The following is a 16346-nucleotide window of genomic DNA, read 5'->3' on the forward strand; positions in this document are numbered from 1 at the left end:
CCGTCGAGACGCCAATTGCGCGGCTTCTCGGGATGAGGCGGCACGACGTCCGTACAAGCGCCGACAGTTCATCCAATCAATAGCAATACGGCACGCCGTCGAGCACCGGGCAGCGCGCCCGCCGCGGGTCGCTCGGATTCTCCATCGGCACGACGCCGCTGCCCTTGCCGACGAACACGCCTGGCCCGACCCTGACCGATGACCGGTTGCCGACGATCACGCTCGGATGCGGCGAGGTCAGGCTCGAGCGCGTGCCGTCGCTCCAGATGATGGTATCGCCCGAAAGCACCCCGCGCCGTCCGTCGTCGCAGCTCACGTCCGTCCCCGCCTTGGTGCAGCTCTGCGCCAGCGCCGGGCCGGCGCCGGCAGCCGCCGCCACGACCACGCCGAGAATCGCAAATGTCCGCTTCATGCCGCCCTCCACCACTGATTTGCCTTGCAGTCGTCGGCGCGGCAAGGATTCGGGTTCAACAGGCCGAATCCGCGCCCCGGTCCGGACCGTCAACCCGGCCAAAAACCCAAGCTGTTCCAAAAACTTAAGGAAATTTCCGCTTCCACCCCCTGTCTCCCTTGCAAAATCCGCCCCATCCCTTCAAGAGAGGGCGCTTCCGGAGAGATGGCCGAGTGGCTTAAGGCGCACGCTTGGAAAGCGTGTGTGCGGGAAACCGTACCGTGGGTTCGAATCCCACTCTCTCCGCCATGCCGACGTTCGCATTTGTTCGCCATCGTCCGCCATCGTCCGCCAACCCACTGAAAAATCGCCGCAATTTTAGCGTTCGATGCTTGCTCGCGTCCGCGCAGGTTCACCCCAAAACGTGGGTAAACGCGTGCGGGATGTGGGTAGCAGCGTGGGTAGCGCGGCGAGGCGGAGATGGCGCATCTGGTGGGCCGGTTGACGGCGCTGAAGGCCGCGAAGGTCAAGAAGCCCGGCATGTACGCCGATGGCGCGGGCCTCTATCTGCAGGTTTCGGGCGACGGCGAAAACACGCCGGCCAAATCCTGGATCTACCGCTTCACCCTTCGCGGCCGCTCCCGAGAAATGGGCCTCGGTTCCCTCACGCTCTTTGGCTTGGCCGAGGCGCGCGCAAAGGCAGCCGAGTGTCGACGGCAGGTGTACGAAGGCATCGATCCGATCGAGGCACGCCGTGCGCATCGCGCTCAGGCAGCCCTCGAAGCAGCCGCCGCGCTCACCTTCAAGGAATGCACCAAGCAGTATCTTGCGGCACATAGCGCCGGCTGGCGCAACGCCAAGCACGCCGCCCAATGGAGCGCGACGCTGAAAACCTATGCCGAGCCGGTGATCGGGACGCTTTCGGTCCACAGCATCGACACCGCGCTCGTCATGAAGATCATCGAGCCTTTGTGGTCGAAGAAGCCGGAAACGGCCTCGCGGCTGCGCGGCCGAATTGAAGCCGTGCTCGATTGGGCGACGGTGCGTGGCTTCCGCCAGGGTGAGAATCCAGCTCGATGGCGCGGCCATCTCGACAAGCTGTTGCCGGCGCGCAGCAAGGTACGCAAAGTCAAGCACCATGCTGCTTTGCCTTATGACGAGCTGCCCGCATTCATGACGGCCTTGCGGGCCCAAGAGGGTGTCGCGGCACGCGCGCTCGAGTTTCTGATCCTTACGGCCGCGCGCACGGGCGAGGTGATCGGTGCGCGCCCGGAAGAAATCAAGGACAAGGTCTGGACCGTGCCGGCCGGACGCATGAAGGCCTCCAAAGAGCACCGCGTTTCGTTGTCGGCGCCGGCGCTCGCCATCGTCGAGACGCTGCGCAAGGAGCAGGGTGGCGCGCATCTGTTTCCGGGTGGCAAGCGCGACAAGCCGCTCAGCAATATGGCCATGCTGGCGCTGCTGGATCGCATGGGGCGATCGGACCTGACCGCGCACGGCTTCCGCTCGACATTCCGGGACTGGGCCGCCGAGTGCACGAATTATCCGAATGAAGTGGTCGAGATGGCACTCGCCCACACGATCAACAGCAAGGTCGAGGCCGCTTACCGCCGAGGCGACCTGTTCGAGAAGCGGAAATCGTTGATGTCCGATTGGGCAACATTCTGCGCGTCAAGCGGAGGCGCGAATCAAAAGATCATCTCGATCCGCGCATGAATTGCCTATGCCCGAGGCCTTATTTTCGATATGCCGAACAGCGGCCAGCAGGTGCAGACCGGTTCGGTCACCGCCGGTGGAGGCTGCTTGTGCACGAGCACAGCGAATTCGCCATGTTATTGACTTTGCTAGAATTTATATGAGATCAAAATTAGTTGGGGGCGGCGATTGGGGACGGCAGCACGATTGCAAATCGTGATCCTCACGCCGATAATTGCCTAGAGCCATAACCATTTGAATTTGAAGCCACTTTTGTCGTCGATTGCTGTCGATACCAGCACAAATACCAGCAGGATGACGCGCGGTATTTGCCGACAAAAATAAAGCAGGAGGCTTCCGGCAGCTGGGACGCCTATGCCGTTCCGGACTCCACAATTTGCCCCGACCGGAATCGAACCCGGCTCTGACTCGAAATCCCGTCGGATCGACCTAATGTAGTATCGCGAGGCCAAGGGGATCTTGTCGTGCGTGCTTGGCGCGAGACCGCGAAAGCGCTGATCGCGCAGCGCCGACGCGCGGTTTGTTGGACGTCCAACGACGATGGTAGGTCAATGTCTCACAACACACTGAACAGGGGGCTGCAGGATCATGGGTTGCTACACTTGCGCCGGCGGCGACCACTGCGCGCGTGGCTTTCGCTCGACCGCGTCGAGTCTCTCAACGAGGAGGGCGCGTTTGAGGGCGATGTAATGGAAGCCCAACTCGCCCACGACACTGAGGAACAAGCGCCGGCGGGTGCGGCGTAAGCTTGCCAAGGGCGACAAGAACAAGATTCGCGTCATCTACAACCGGGCGGCCTATTGGAGCGAACGCGTGCGCCTGATGCAGCATTGGGCCAATCGTCTCGATAGCCTACGCAAGGGAGTTGCCGTGCCGCTGCGTAAATCCGCCTAAAGCATAGCCCGTGATTCAACTCGCGGCAGCGAAGCATGATATTCATCGATGCTATCGAGATCGATAAGCGTCCTGCCTCCCATCTTGTAGGCCCTGATCCGTTCCTGCGCGATCAGCTCATAGGCCTTAGTTTTTCCGAACTTTCCATAGCGGCACCCATCCTTAAACTCGACGAGCCGGCGCTGTTTGTTGTTGTCGTTGTCAGCCATGGTTCAAAGAGGTGCTTCGATGATCTGTACGATAAGGGGAGCAGGACCGGCCGCGCCAGTTGGCATTTGCACGAGGGCACATCCTGCGTACAGGAGGGCAAAAATCGGACGGTCGGGAGCGCTGTCAGACTTCATCGAACCGGATCGAACTCGAGTTTCGAATGCCACGCGACGGGATCTGCGATCCAGCGGTTGATGTCGGATTCATGCCACCCGGACCCGTTGGTGCTGATTTTGAGCTGAGCTGGGAATGTGCCCTCAGCGATCTTACGGTAGATCGTCGACCGGGATAGCCCGGTTCGCGCGAGGACGGTCTTCAAGCGGACGATACGGTCTTCTCTAATCGGCGTGTTGCGGTCAAGCACTTCCGAGCCTCCCACTTGGGTGACATTCGACGTCTTTTCGCGGCCCGCGCTTCTCTCCGGGATCGGCATCGAAGCCCTCCCATTATAGGGTCCAGTAGAATGATGTGGTCCAAACTGGTTCGCATCCTGATGATGGCTCATCGGAGATAAGACCGTATGCGAACTCACATCATTCATCGTCCGCGAAGGACGCCTTTCCGCCTCGCGGCGGAACTCTAAATTCCCTGGTCTGCCGGTCGCGTTATGCAGTTGCGTAGGTCGTTGTTGGCGTTGCCTCCCGAGTCCAACGGAACTCGGAGCCGTCGACCCACATCCGATGCAGGACCACCGCAAGCCTGCGCGCCAATGCAACGATGGCCTTTTTGATCCCGTGCCGTTTGGCGACATTCATCGCCCACGCTTTCAGCCACGACCATTTCTTGACGCGGATCAGCAGGACCTGCGCCGCTTCATAAAGAAGCCCCCGCAGCATGCCGTCGCCGCACAACGAGACATGACCTATTCGACTGCTCTCGCCCGACTGGTTGAGTACGGGCGTCAGCCCCAGTACAGCCCCCACCGCTCGCGAATGGCGGAAGCGGGACGGAATGTCGATCGTCGAGGTATAGGCGAGCGCGACAATCGGTCCGACTCCAGGTACCGTCATCAACTGCCGGCAGACCGGATCGACCCTGGCCTCGCCACGGACCTTGCGGTCCAGTTTGACGAACTGCTCGCGCAGCTTTTGTCTGGCAGCGAGCAGCGGCTCAATGATTTCCGCCAGATCGGGAGCTGCTTCAACGAGCTCGCGTATCCTCTCGTCGAATTTGAACGCTCTAATGGTGCCGACCTTGAGCCCAAAGTTGCGCAAAAGCGCACGCATGTCGTGTTCCATGGCGATAGCTTTTTCCTGCAACAGCTTGCGGGCCGTCAGCAGGGCGCGGCGCTTCTGGCTCGTCAGCGTCTTCACGTGCACGTCCTTGAACAGACCGACCCGCATCATGTGCGCAATGCCGCGCGCATCGTTGCGATCGCTCTTGTTCGGCTGCTGAGCCTTCAAGAACGCTTTTGTGTGCCGCGTCTCGATACAGAGCACCGCGAATCCTGCCTTCGCCAGCCCCTCGAACAGCCATTGAGAGAGCGGCCCGGCTTCGAGCCCGATCCGTTCAAAGTGGCATGCGGGGTCGCTCAGGACGGCGACCAGGTCGTCCGGGTGAGATATCACCTTCTTTTCCCGGCAGACTCTTCCGCGTTCATCGACGATGCACACGCTCGTTTCTTTGACAGAGACGTCGAGACCCGCATAATACTTCATGCTGCGCTTCACCTTTCTGATGCTTTGTGGCTGTTTCGTTCAGACCACGTTTTATCATCAGCCTGAAGCGCAGCACCTTCCTTCCTTTCCGGTCGGCGAAGATGGGGCACGAATCCGATTACCCCATCTGGTTCTCGCATGGCCGCGCTGCCTCCTGCGGGCTATTTCTGACGGCTTCTGAGAACAGAAAGGACACCAGTTGCAGCCGCGCAAGAGCATTTTGCTCATAGGCGTACTTTGGCGTTTAAACGGCGGAAACAGGATAGATCAAATTCCGAGGCCGCGGCCTCGGCCAAGATCGATGCCGTGGGCGAAAGCCAACTCGTGGCCGAGTCGGCGGCCTGTTTCAAATGAGATGCCGAGCTCCCGCTTGCGGTTGGCGAGGATGGATTCCATTTGCGGATCACGTTCGAGGCCTCTCGCCATGTCGCCCATCGCCGAGCGCGTGGCCCTGCAGCCGGACATGTCGCCCGCCTGATACTGGTGCTGGCTGGTCTGCTTGAGCTCCTGCCAGCGTTCTACAAAACGGTCAGCGCGGCGGTTCGGATCGATGCGCAGCTCGGTTTCGAGCTGAAGGGCGCGGATGGCGCGGTTGACCTGGCCTGACCCTGCCTCATGGGCAAGATCCGGGTTCTTCTTGTAGGCGGCCTCTGCATCGTGCGAGCCATAGGGCCGCACCTCCTCGAAGACCTTGCGGGCCGTTTGGAGTTCTTTCACCTGCTCGGGACTTGCCTTGCCGCCCATCTCCTGCGCCTCGAAGATCGCATCTACGGCGCGGGTATGGCGCACGAGCGCTCGGGTACGCGACCGGCGCAATTCCTTTTCCGCCTCTTCCGCCACCTTTCTTTCGGCTTCGCGCCGTTCGGCCCCCGTACCGCTCCTTTCCCTTTCCGGCGCTTCCCGCTCCGGCCCCCGTCCACCAACCGGACCAGGCACATTTTCAGGAGAGCGAAAGCCGTCGAATACGCTGCGTACCTTCTCGGGCACGACCTTGCGCACGATCTCGGCGACGCGCTCCCGGAAGGTGATCCCACGCCGCTCGGCGTAGCTCTGTACCGGATCGGCACGGCCGTAGTCCGCAGCCATGTCCTTGGCGCGATCGCGCGACAGGGTACTGACAAGCCGCCCCTCGACCGCAAAATCGTCGCGGCCATAATGCAGGTCCACGCCGTCGCGGTGCCGCGACAGGGCAACATAGCTGCTATGGGCGTCCATCCCGGGCGTCGCCAGCACATGGGCGCGGTCTACCGTCATGCCCTGCGCCTTGTGGATGGTCGCGGCATAACCATGGTCGATCCGGTTATAATCCTTGAAGTCGAAGCGAACGGACCGGCCATCGTCGGTCTGCACGCTCATGGATTGCGCGCTGACTTGCTCGAGGGTCCCGAGCGTGCCGTTCTTCACGCCAAGGCCGCGCTCGTTCTGCAGGAACATGACGCGATCCCCGCTGGCGAAATCTCTGGCGCCGCGTTCGACCGTCACACGCACCTCATCCCCCAGATCGCCGGCTGCTCGCATCCGCTCGCGCGCAGCCTCGTTGAGAGCGCGGACTTCGTCGTTGGTGTGGGTGAGGATGATCCGGCGGCGATCCGGTGATGCCTGCCGGTCGCGGTCCCAGCGCTCGATCAGATCGCCGCGCGCCTGCTCGCGGGTCTGGGCCTCGTGCACCATGCCGCGGGAGCGATAAGCTTGCAGCGCATGGCCGGTTCTGCCAGTGGCGAGATAGCGCGTGGCGTCCCGCTGCCAGTCCTCCCGCTGTCGGCGCACCTCGCCGATTTCCGCCCCGCCGTGACGCTCATGGATCGACCGAAACGCCGCGCCTGCCTCAATGGCTTGTAGTTGTTGCGGATCGCCGACCAGCACGACCTTGGCGCCGGCCTCGGCAGCATGGGACAGCACGCGCTCCAACTGGCGCGTCCCGACCATGCCTACCTCATCGACGACAAGCACATCGTGGGTTGTGAGCAGGTCGCGGCCCTGTCCCCAGCCGTGCTCCATGCCGGCGATGGTGCATGACGATATGCCCGATCCGCTTTCCAGATTTTCGGTCGCAATGCCGGACAGCGCCACGCCCCGGACCTCATAGCCGGCCGCTTCCCATGCTTCTCGCGCAACCCCCAGCATCGCGCTCTTTCCCGTTCCGGCATGGCCGACCACGACGCCCAAATCGCGCCCGTCTGTGATATGGGCCAGCGCGTCGGACTGCTCGCCCGAAAGCACAAGACCCCGCGCTTCCGCACGGGCAAGCGCGGCCTCTCTGTCCCGGTCGTGAACCTCATGGCGTTCCCGCTCGGCCATGAGTTCGGCGGCACGGTGCAGCCGCTGTTCGGCCTCGATCATCTCGCGGGTGGTGAAGCGATCCTCGCCGCGAGCGTCCTTGCCGAGTTCGACCAGATCGGGCGCATTGCGCATCGCGCCCGTGACCTCATTGAATTGGTCGATCCCGTCGCTGTGCCGGTGCGCAAACTTCGCCATGTCGCGTTGCGTGAAGGTCGATTGTTGATGCGTGATCGCGTCCAATGCGGCGGAAGGATCGGCAATTATCCTCTCGCCATTGTTCCGCGCGATGTCACGGTGCATCTCGGCGCGGTCGGCGGCCTCAATCCCTTCGCCTTTGATACGCTGTGCCGGCGCGCCGATCTGGCTTTGCGGCTCAAGCGTTATGCCCTGTGCTTCGAGGCTGCGATGGTCAATTCGGGCGTCGATGTCGAACTCGGCCAGGCGTTCATTGGCGAGCTCGGCCCAGCGCCTCCGCCAGCGCTCGACCATCTCCGTGCGATTCCACTCCCGCACCTTCTGGCCAAAGCCGTCCTCGTCCACCGCGCGCATGGTGAGCATGACATGGGCATGCGGTTTGGGCATGCCGTCCTCGGCCATGTCCCAATGCACGTTGAGGTCGGCGATCATGCGCCGATCGACGAATTCGCCCCGAACGAAGTCGCGGGCGAGTTCGATGCCCTGAGCCTGGGTCATTTCTCGCGGAATGGCGAACTCTACCTCGCGGGCAAGCTGGGCATCTTTGCGGACCTCGAGGGCCTCGACATCGTTCCAGAGCCGCTCGCGACCGCTCCACGCCTCCGGCGCATTCTCCGGCAACATCACCTCGGAATGGACGACGCCGCGCTTGGCAGAAAAATCGTGGCTGCGATCAAGCCGCTCATCGCGCAGCCGCGAGCCCGAGCGGTAGGCGGCTGATGCCACCGCGCTGGAGCCGGACTTGCGGCCAATGACCTTGACATGAAGATGATAGATCGCCATTGCGACGAGATCATCTACACGGCGAAGCGCACATCGGCACGACGTATAAGCGCGCCCTCCCTCGAAAAAGTGTCGGGAGGGATTACGCCGTCTCAAACCGTCCTGACGACCTTACAGCATTGTGCCGGGCGCTCCACTATCATTGCTCCGTCAACATTGCAGGAGGACGTGATGCGCAAGCCGCGGGATTTCGACGGGGAGCTGAAAGCGCTTCAAGACAAGGCGCGAGAACTAAAAACCCGCAAGGTGCAGCAGCTCGGTGAACTGGTCATCGCCACGGGCGCAGATAACCTCAGCGCTGACGAACTGGCGGGCGCGCTGATCGTGCTGGCCGAGACAAAAGAGCCCGGAAAGAGGGAGGCATGGGCCAGGCGCGGGGCCGCGTTTTTTCAGAGCCGGGCGCGGCGAACTGCACCGGCGGCTGAGCGCCACACTGGTGGCGCTCGGGCGCAACCGGGCGGCGCGCAACCGTCAACAGGCAGCAAGGGCGCTGCATGATATGCGCGCGTGGCAGGTCGAGCGTCGCAAGCGCACGCGGCACCTGATCGAACTGGGCGGCCTCGTCGTCAAGGCTCGCGTCGTGGAGCTGACCGGCGATGATCGCGCCACCATCCTAGGCGCGCTGCTCTGGATGGCCGACAAGCTCCAAAGCGATCAAGGCGAACGGGCACGAGTGCTGTGGGCCGCAAAGGGGAAGCAGGCCTTCGAGGCGGATCCGGCGACACACAAGGGACAGATCGATCCTTACAATGAGCCGCGACCAGGATAGCGGCAACTTGATGGATGGGGACGTCGCTGCAACGATGCGCTTGCTGGTGCCTGTGTGTACCGAAAACCTGATCCGAGTGTGATACCACGTTGGAATCACTTAAGCTGGTGCGATGATCGGGCTGTTCTGCTTCGCTCTGGCCGTCTTGGCCTCGCCATTCAGGTCGAAGTTGCGGCTTGAAGCCGAGAACGCGGTGCTGCGACATCAGTTGGTTGTCTTGAGGAGCAGGCGGCGTGGTCGCGTTCGGCTCACGAACCTTGACTTGCGAACATTCTCATATCTGCCGAACCCGCGTGTAAGTCAGCTCAGGTTGTCCGCTGGATGGGTGTTTCAGACGGTTTTCTAAACAGATTCGCTGAGCGAAGTGTCCCAAATCACATGCTCGGCTGCCCAGGAAGATCAAACTAGTCAGGCCAACGGTGTACGGAAAAAAAGGCTCACGCGAGCGGGACATCGGAAGCCGGCTTTGAGGTGATCTTCTTAATTTGGCAGGTCGCTCGGCCGCTCCGCTTGAAGAACGTTTTTACAAACCGTCAAGGCCGGCTTTCCCCCCCAGGATTGTCAGCTCCCGGAGTAGGATTGGCATGTGCTTTCCGCTTGTGCGCTCGAGCTCCTAGAGCGACGCGTATTCTGCTTGAACATGGCGCAAGTGAACGCAAACGTTCAGACGAGCAGTTCGGCGACAGCCGTGCGTGCAATCTTGTTTTCAGATGGCAGGCCGATCGAGATTCGCGCCCAGTTTTCGAGGGGCGCGAACCCGCGGCCGATGTCTATTCCCCTCGATCTCAGCTCGGCCGAAAACTCGACGTGTGGCCGGCGCGTTTCGAAGAAGACGAAATTGCCTCGAGAGTCCGAGCGACGGACTTTCAGGCGATCGAACAGTCGATGCCACTTCTCGCGTTCAGCCGCGACTTGCGCCCTGACCGTCGGGATGTAGTTGGTGTCCCGGAGACTGCCGAGTGCGGCGGCAATAGCAAGCCGATCGAAGTTCCCGGGCCTGCCTAGTCCAGCCCGCTTCAAGGCGGCCGCACAGGCCTTGGGCGCAACCGCGTAACCGATCGAAAGTCCCGCGAGTCCGAAGATCTTGGAGAACGTCCGGAATACAATCACATTTTCTCCCGCACGGGTCAGACCAACAGCCGTTCGTGCGTCGAAATCGGGCTCAAACTCCAGATAAGCTTCGTCCACAATCACGGTGGTGAGGCTCGACATCTCCAGCACGAACCGCAGGAACGTTTCGCGGTCGCTCGCCGTGCCGCTCGGATTATGCGGATTGACGAGGTAGATCGCCTGCGTCCGCGAATTTACCTTTGCGGAAATCGCGGGCAAATCGTTTTCGATCCGGTCGTTCAGAGGGACCGCAACGGCTTGTCCGCCGCCCGGCGCAACAGCGTCAACCAACGCCGTATAGCTAGGCGCCGAGTAGACGAACTCTCCCCCAACCGGGCTAGTCAAGGCCAACAGAAACCCTAGTTGCTCCAGAATTTCGCCCAGGATGATCTGCTCGTCCGGCATGCGCTCTCTCGCCGCGATGGCTTTCGTTAGCAGGTCAGTTCGGTCGCGACAACGACAAATCCTCTCCATTTCGTTTAGGATTTCTTCCTTCGCTGCCGGCGCGGGTCCCACCGGATTTTGATTGAGCGACAAGCGAACGAACGAAGATGGAATCGATACCGCCCTCGCAGGGCTCGGAGCAAGCCGAAGCCCGCCGAGCGCGACACTGCTCACACCGAGGTACTCGCGTCGCGTGATGATCGCATTCTGAGTGGTCACGAAAAGCGAACTTTGGAAAGGATGCGCTAGCGGCGCCGCATCTAGACAGGATTAAAGGAGCTACAGAGAAAGTCCGTGTAGCGATGGAGTGTTACGCTGGCATTTCGAACAGCCGAAACATGGTTACGAGCGTCATCCGCACTGCTCGCTTCTTGTCCATCAAGCGGCCAGTCAATGTGGAGTGCATAGCCAATCGTCACGATAAGGTTGACGGGAGAGGGAACGCTACTGGGACAAGGTCGTGTGTCCCGCGAGCAAAAAAGTTGCTGATTGGGTAAGCAAGCATCTTCTCGATGTTATTAACGAGCGTAAGCGCCACGCTGTTCCCCTGATACCGCCGTTGTATTGAATGTGCGAGAAGCTTTCAATTTAGCGACGGAGGCTATCGTGGGAGTGGACGGCAAAATGGACGTCCAAATAGACGTCTCAACGGCGGGGTATGGAGGTCGCCTGGAGGTTCTCGAAGGTCCGACAGGACGACGGGTTCGCTCGGATGCGGAGAAGGCGCGGATAGCGGCGGAGAGCCTGTTGCCGGGGGGTGAGGTAGCAGCGGTGGCGCGCAAGCATGGCGCGACGCGCTGGCAGGTTTACGATTGGCGTCGGCGGCTTCGACAAGGGCAACTGGCGCTGCCAGAGAGCGTGGCGGCGTCGTTTGCGCCCCTGATAGTCGATGCCACATCGACGCCAACGAGATCGTCGAAGGCTGCCCCGGCGAAGGTAGAAATCGTAATCGGCGACATGGTGATCCGAACGGCGGTTGATGTCGAGCAGCTGTCGGAGGTGATCCGAGCGGTCCGGGCATCGCGATGATTGCACCGGCTGCTGATCTGAAGATCTACGTGGCGACACGACCAGTTGACTTCCGCCGCGGTGTCGACGGGCTCGCGGCTGCAGTGCAGGAGCTGCACGGCCTTGATCCGTACAGTGGCGCAGCGTTTGTGTTCCGCGCCAAACGCGCCGACAGAATCAAGATTTTGATCTGGGATCGCACTGGATTGGTGCTGGTGCACAAGCGGCTCGAGGGCGCCAAGTTTGTATGGCCTCAGATTTGCGACGGCGTGATGCGGATCTCACCGGCGATGTTCGCCGCCTTGTTTGAGGGTCTGGATTGGCGACTGGTCCGGCCTGAGCATGCGCGGCGTCCGCAGGTTGCGGGGTGACTGCGGCAGAGTGACTCATGAGCGTCGCGGCGAGTGGAATTTGCCGCGCTTATGTGTTCGACTTGGCGTGTGGACCTTGCGGCTCTCCAGAAAGAAAACGAGCGTTTGCAGGCTCTCCTGGTCGAGACGGAGATGGCTTTGGCCACGTCCGAGGAGGCGCGGCGCCGGCTGGAGGTCATCGTCGGCCAATTGCGTCACGAGAAGTTTGGTGCCAGATCCGAGAAGCTGCATCCCGATCAGCACCATCTGCCGCTTGAGGACGTGGAGATTGCTCAGGGCGTTCTCGCCGCTGCGCAGGAAAAGGCGGAGCGGATTATCAAGGGCTGTTCGGACAGCCGACCTGGTGCGCCTCAGCGCGACCGCGGGCGGCTGCCGGCGCACCTGCCGCGGGTGGAACAGATCATCGAGCCGAAGAGCAGACTGTGCCCGTGCGGCTGCGGCGAGATGGCGAAGATCGGCGAGGACATCAGCGAACGGCTTGATCTGATTCCGGCGCAATTGCGTGTCCTGATCACGCGCCGCCCGAAATACGCCTGCCGCCGCTGCGCGGGCTCGGTTGTGCAGGCGCACGCACCGGAGCGCGTGGTGCCGGGCGGGCTGCCGACGGAGGCACTGATTGCCCAGGTGATCGTTGCCAAGTTCGGCGATCACTTGCCGTTTTATCGGCAAGCTGAGATCTATGGCCGCCAAGGGGTCCAACTGGATCGCGCGACGCTTGGCAATTGGGCTGGCCGGGCCTGCTTCCACCTTACGGCGATCGCCGATCACATGCGAAAACACCTGGCCGCGGCGGATCGTCTGTTCATGGACGAAACCACGGCGCCGGTGCTCGATCCGGGACGACGCACAACCAAGAAGGGCTTCTTCTGGGCGATGGCGTGCGATGATCGCGGCCATGGTGGCCAAGGTCCTCCGCTCGCTCTGTTCCGCTATGCGCCGGGCCGCAGCGGTGAGCATGCCGAGCGATTCCTGCAGGGCTTCCGCGGGCGGTTCCTGCAATGCGACGGCTATGAGGGCTACGATCGGCTGACGCGCATCGAGCGGCCTCAAGGACCATGGGCGCTCGTGCATTGCTGGAGCCATCTGCGTCGACGCTTTGTGAAGTTGACGCGCAACACCAAGTCCCCGATCGCCGAGGCCGCCGTGCACCAGATCGCAGCACTCTATGCTGTTGAGGCGACGGTGCGCGGCTCGTCGCCGGAAGTCCGGCTCGCTGCTCGACGGGAGCACTCGGCACCGATCATCGCCGCCCTGAAACCGTGGCTCGAAAAACAACTGTCGATGATCTCCTCAGGCTCGACACTGGCGGAAGACATCCGCTACGGGCTCGCCCATTGGCAGGGGCTCACCCGCTTCCTCGACGACGGCCGTCTAGAGTTGGACACCAACCCGGTTGAAAATGCCATCAGACCGATTTGCCTGACCAGAAAAAACGTACTCTTCGCCGGTCATGAGGTTGGTGCCGAAAATTGGGCGCTGCTCTCGTCCATCGTCGCAACCTGCAAACTGAACGACGTCAATCCAGTCGCATACATCGCCGAGACGCTCACGGCCATCCTCAACGGTCACCCGCAAAGCGCAATCGAGGACCTCATGCCATGGAGCTTCCGAAAGGCGTCGAGCCCAACCCCATAGGGGATCGGCGAAGCGCTTACTAACGAGCCAAAGAGCTTTAGCAATGAGATCGAAGTGGCGTCGGCGACGAGGCACGATTGCAGCGGGTCGACATGGACGATCGGACACAACATTCGGTCGAGCGCAAGCTGTCGTATGTTGCAGTGCGGGGCTAGCTTTAGCCCAAGCGTGGTCGTACGACCTTCGGCGCAAATTCCCGGAGGCGTACCGCAGTCGTGGAGAATTGCGATGTCGGACCCCATTCAGCCCTTCAATGACCGGTGCACGCAGGACCGGCGATAATCAAACGGTCGGTCCAAACTCCCATCGGATGGGGCCGCCTGCATTTGTTTTGATGACAGTACGGGCAGGCGCCTTCCAACCAACCACCTGATAGTCGGCAAACGTGTTGTGCCTTAGTCAGACTGTCAGGCCCGCCAAGCGCAATGCTAACGACGAGGAAATTGTTTCTGGCATTGCCTCGTTGCGGCCCACCGGAGGGCACTTGCGTTATCATTCTGTTTTCTGAAAGTGCCAACCTTTCCCTGTGACAAATGCAAATCCTCAAAATCTCGCAAAGTTGCTTCTGGCTCTCGCGTTGTGCAGTGGTCGCTATTCCCACAGATTTTCAATCCGAAGACGGCCCGGTCATCTTGTAGCTCGTATTTCTTGAACATTTCGCGCACGAACGCACGGGCGGCTCTGCGTCGATCTGTATGAGGCGGAATCGAGAAATCGTCCACGAGCGGAATACTGTAGATCACGCTGTTAGGCCTTCACTAATTTGATGGATTGTTTGAAAATTGTGAGCAGCTTATGAGTCATAAGGTCGGCCATATTATCGTATTTGATGATGACTCCACTGTTCGACAAATACTTACGAGTTATTTGGAAGCACATCATTTTTCTGTAGTTGCCGTTTCCAATCGGGGCGATTTGAGACGACATATTCGCGCTGATCCAGCGCTCATCGTCCTCGACCTAAAGCTGGGACAGGATGACGGTCTGGACGTCCTAAGAGATGTTCGGTCAAGTTCTGACGTCCCCGTCATCATTGTTACGGGTCACAGGATCGACGAGGCCGATCGAGTCGTGGGACTCGAGCTTGGAGCGGATGATTACATTTTGAAGCCCTTCGGCCTCAGAGAAGTGCTCGCTCGAATTCGGGCCATACTGCGACGGCGCGAGATAGGCAGAGCGACACGCGTTCGAGATCCTGAGAGAGGCGGGTATCGATTTGATGGCTGGCGAGTCGAGCGGCGCGGGCATCGGCTCACCCGTCCTGATGGAGCATTAGTCCCCCTGACCAGGCGAGAGTTTGCGCTGCTGATTGCCTTTCTGGAGGCGCCTCAGCGCGTGCTTTCGCGTGAGCACTTGTTACAAGCAACTCGGATTCAGGAAGATCTTTTCGATCGAAGCATCGATGTGAAGATCTTGCGTCTGAGGCGAAAGCTTGAGGTGGATCCGAGCGCGCCGCGCATCATCCAAACCGCGCGCGGCCTTGGATACATCTTTACGTGTTCAGTCGAGCCGTTCTGAAAGGGACCAAATTGTGGCTCTGTTGGTTACGCTTGCTAATGCTTCCCTTTCGGGGTGCCGATGAGATTAGTGGCCAAGAGCATAGCGGCTCGCGGACCTATGAGTCGGCTAGCCGAGCCTGGTCACCAACTGATTGAACAGCTCAGCCGGTGCGACTTCGAGCAACATCCGCGAGCTTTCCACGGCTACCAGGTTGCGTCCGCCTGCTTTGCAAATCGCTCGATGAGCCAGGCTGCCGCCGGACCGGGGGGCGCTTCGGTTCGATAGATCGCCTGCAGGGCATAGAACCCGCTGCTCCATTCCGGCAGTTCTAGCTGCTTTAGACGCCCTGCTTCGAGATCGGCACGTACCATGGGCTCGGGCATGCTGCCCCAGCCGATTCCCGCTACCAGTAGGGCGTGCTTTGCGCCGAGATCAGCGAGGCGCCACGATCTAACGCCGACGACTCCGAAATCCTTTCCTTCCGTCAGAGTGGACCGATCGGCCAGCACGAGCTGGATGTGATTCCTTGCCGCACCCGGCGGATTGGATTTGCTCTTTGCCAATGGGTGGGTTGGTGCGGCGACCGGGATCAGCTCGACGCCTCCGACGCGCACCTGCTCCAAGCCCGCCAAACCCCTATGTTCAGGGCCGCTGATGCCCACGCCGGCAACCCCCGAAAGTACGAGCTGTGTCACCGCTCCGAGCGCCTCGATATGGAGACGCAGCGCGACGGTCGGAAATTTCTTCTCGAACGCCTGCATTGCATCGACCACGCGAGCTGCCGGGAGCATGACGTCCACGACGATGGAGAGTTCGGACTCAAGGCCGCCCAGCATGTCCCTGATTTTGGCACGCAGACGGTCCACGCCGACTGACACTATGCGCACCTCTGACAGAACGGATGAGCCAATCGCCGTCAGCGTTGGCCTGCGCGTTTGGTCCCGATCGAACAGTTGAACCCCAAGCTGCTGCTCGAGATTGGCAATCGTATAGCTCACAGCCGAAGTCGCCCGCCCGAGCTTTCGTCCCGCAGCCGCGAAGCTTCCCGTCTCTACAACGGTCAGAAATACCTGCAATTGGTCGAGACTGGGGACGCCAGGGCTCCGCATTTCAGATTCCTTGAACGTTATGCCCGACATTTTACGGGTATTTTTTGTCAGAGGGAATGCCTAGCTTTCGCGACAAAGGTCCGTTCCGCGCACATCAATACCGAGCGCGCCGTCTATTCAATTGCCCAGCATTGAAGGACACTTCCAATGAATAAGCTTTCTTCCCGCCATGTGTTGCTGAATCAGCAAAAACGTGTGCATGCCGGCTTGGCCGGTAAGGACTTGGGCACGGCACATGTGCCGATGACTTTGGATGCCATGACGCGGCTTGAT

15 protein-coding genes and 1 tRNA gene are annotated in these 16346 nt (G+C 60.8%); 9 read left to right on the forward strand and 7 right to left on the reverse strand.

What is annotated here, in order from left to right; translation table 11 throughout:
• Positions 1-76: 76 nt before the first annotated feature.
• Positions 77-412, reverse strand: a complete 336-nt coding sequence (locus ACZXDY_RS36435; protein ID WP_208829280.1) for a hypothetical protein — start codon at positions 410-412, stop codon at positions 77-79.
• A gap of 198 nt (positions 413-610) precedes the next feature.
• Here ACZXDY_RS36435 and ACZXDY_RS36440 point away from each other — a divergent pair.
• The 3 genes from ACZXDY_RS36440 (at position 611) to ACZXDY_RS36450 (ending at position 3001) form a co-directional block, all read left to right on the forward strand.
• Positions 611-700: transfer RNA gene (locus ACZXDY_RS36440), tRNA-Ser, on the forward strand.
• A gap of 171 nt (positions 701-871) precedes the next feature.
• Positions 872-2107: a tyrosine-type recombinase/integrase gene (locus ACZXDY_RS36445; RefSeq protein ID WP_464348860.1), complete on the forward strand. Its 1236-nt coding sequence runs from the start codon at positions 872-874 to the stop codon at positions 2105-2107.
• Between the two features lie 735 nt (positions 2108-2842).
• Complete coding sequence (locus ACZXDY_RS36450; protein ID WP_464348861.1) at positions 2843-3001, forward strand: hypothetical protein; 159 nt, start codon at positions 2843-2845, stop codon at positions 2999-3001.
• Here ACZXDY_RS36450 and ACZXDY_RS36455 read toward each other — a convergent pair.
• The 4 genes from ACZXDY_RS36455 to traA form a co-directional block, all read right to left on the reverse strand.
• Positions 2998-3210 carry a MerR family transcriptional regulator gene (locus ACZXDY_RS36455; protein WP_464348862.1) on the reverse strand — a complete coding sequence of 71 codons (213 nt, stop codon included), beginning with the start codon at positions 3208-3210 and terminating at the stop codon, positions 2998-3000. The two genes, ACZXDY_RS36450 and ACZXDY_RS36455, sit on opposite strands and share 4 nt — an antisense overlap.
• Positions 3211-3341: 131 nt before the next feature.
• Complete coding sequence (locus tag ACZXDY_RS36460; RefSeq protein WP_464348869.1) at positions 3342-3554, reverse strand: helix-turn-helix transcriptional regulator; 213 nt, start codon at positions 3552-3554, stop codon at positions 3342-3344.
• 262 nt (positions 3555-3816) lie between these two features.
• Positions 3817-4869, reverse strand: coding sequence for an IS110 family RNA-guided transposase (locus ACZXDY_RS36465; protein ID WP_464348870.1), 1053 nt, complete (start codon positions 4867-4869; stop codon positions 3817-3819).
• A gap of 267 nt (positions 4870-5136) precedes the next feature.
• Positions 5137-8127 (reverse strand): Ti-type conjugative transfer relaxase TraA, encoded by a 2991-nt coding sequence (traA, locus tag ACZXDY_RS36470; RefSeq protein WP_464348863.1) that lies wholly within the window; start codon positions 8125-8127, stop codon positions 5137-5139.
• Between the two features lie 171 nt (positions 8128-8298).
• Between traA and ACZXDY_RS36475 the strand changes: the two genes are divergently transcribed.
• Together ACZXDY_RS36475 and ACZXDY_RS36480 are read left to right on the forward strand one after the other, a co-directional pair.
• Positions 8299-8625, forward strand: a complete 327-nt coding sequence (locus ACZXDY_RS36475) for a conjugal transfer protein TraD (protein ID WP_464348871.1) — start codon at positions 8299-8301, stop codon at positions 8623-8625.
• Between the two features lies 1 nt (position 8626).
• On the forward strand, positions 8627-8896 hold the full coding sequence (locus ACZXDY_RS36480) for a conjugal transfer protein TraD (RefSeq protein ID WP_464348864.1): 270 nt from the start codon (positions 8627-8629) through the stop codon (positions 8894-8896).
• A 663-nt stretch (positions 8897-9559) separates the two neighbouring features.
• Here ACZXDY_RS36480 and ACZXDY_RS36485 read toward each other — a convergent pair.
• Positions 9560-10624, reverse strand: coding sequence for a pyridoxal phosphate-dependent aminotransferase (locus tag ACZXDY_RS36485; RefSeq protein WP_464348872.1), 1065 nt, complete (start codon positions 10622-10624; stop codon positions 9560-9562).
• Positions 10625-11056: 432 nt separating this feature from the next.
• Between ACZXDY_RS36485 and ACZXDY_RS36490 the strand changes: the two genes are divergently transcribed.
• The 4 genes from ACZXDY_RS36490 (at position 11057) to ACZXDY_RS36505 (ending at position 14982) form a co-directional block, all read left to right on the forward strand.
• Complete coding sequence (locus ACZXDY_RS36490) at positions 11057-11479, forward strand: transposase (protein WP_464348865.1); 423 nt, start codon at positions 11057-11059, stop codon at positions 11477-11479.
• A gap of 29 nt (positions 11480-11508) precedes the next feature.
• Entirely contained in the window at positions 11509-11829 is a 321-nt protein-coding gene (gene tnpB, locus ACZXDY_RS36495; RefSeq protein ID WP_464348866.1) for an IS66 family insertion sequence element accessory protein TnpB, read from the forward strand.
• A gap of 51 nt (positions 11830-11880) precedes the next feature.
• Positions 11881-13464: an IS66 family transposase gene (tnpC, locus tag ACZXDY_RS36500; RefSeq protein WP_464348873.1), complete on the forward strand. Its 1584-nt coding sequence runs from the start codon at positions 11881-11883 to the stop codon at positions 13462-13464.
• A 795-nt stretch (positions 13465-14259) separates the two neighbouring features.
• Positions 14260-14982 carry a response regulator gene (locus ACZXDY_RS36505; protein ID WP_464348867.1) on the forward strand — a complete coding sequence of 241 codons (723 nt, stop codon included), beginning with the start codon at positions 14260-14262 and terminating at the stop codon, positions 14980-14982.
• Between the two features lie 185 nt (positions 14983-15167).
• On the opposite strand, the gene ACZXDY_RS36510 is transcribed toward ACZXDY_RS36505, so the two are convergent.
• Complete coding sequence (locus ACZXDY_RS36510) at positions 15168-16073, reverse strand: LysR family transcriptional regulator (RefSeq protein WP_464348868.1); 906 nt, start codon at positions 16071-16073, stop codon at positions 15168-15170.
• Positions 16074-16346: the final 273 nt, after the last annotated feature.

It is taken from the genome of Bradyrhizobium sp. LeoB3 (genome assembly GCF_055456055.1).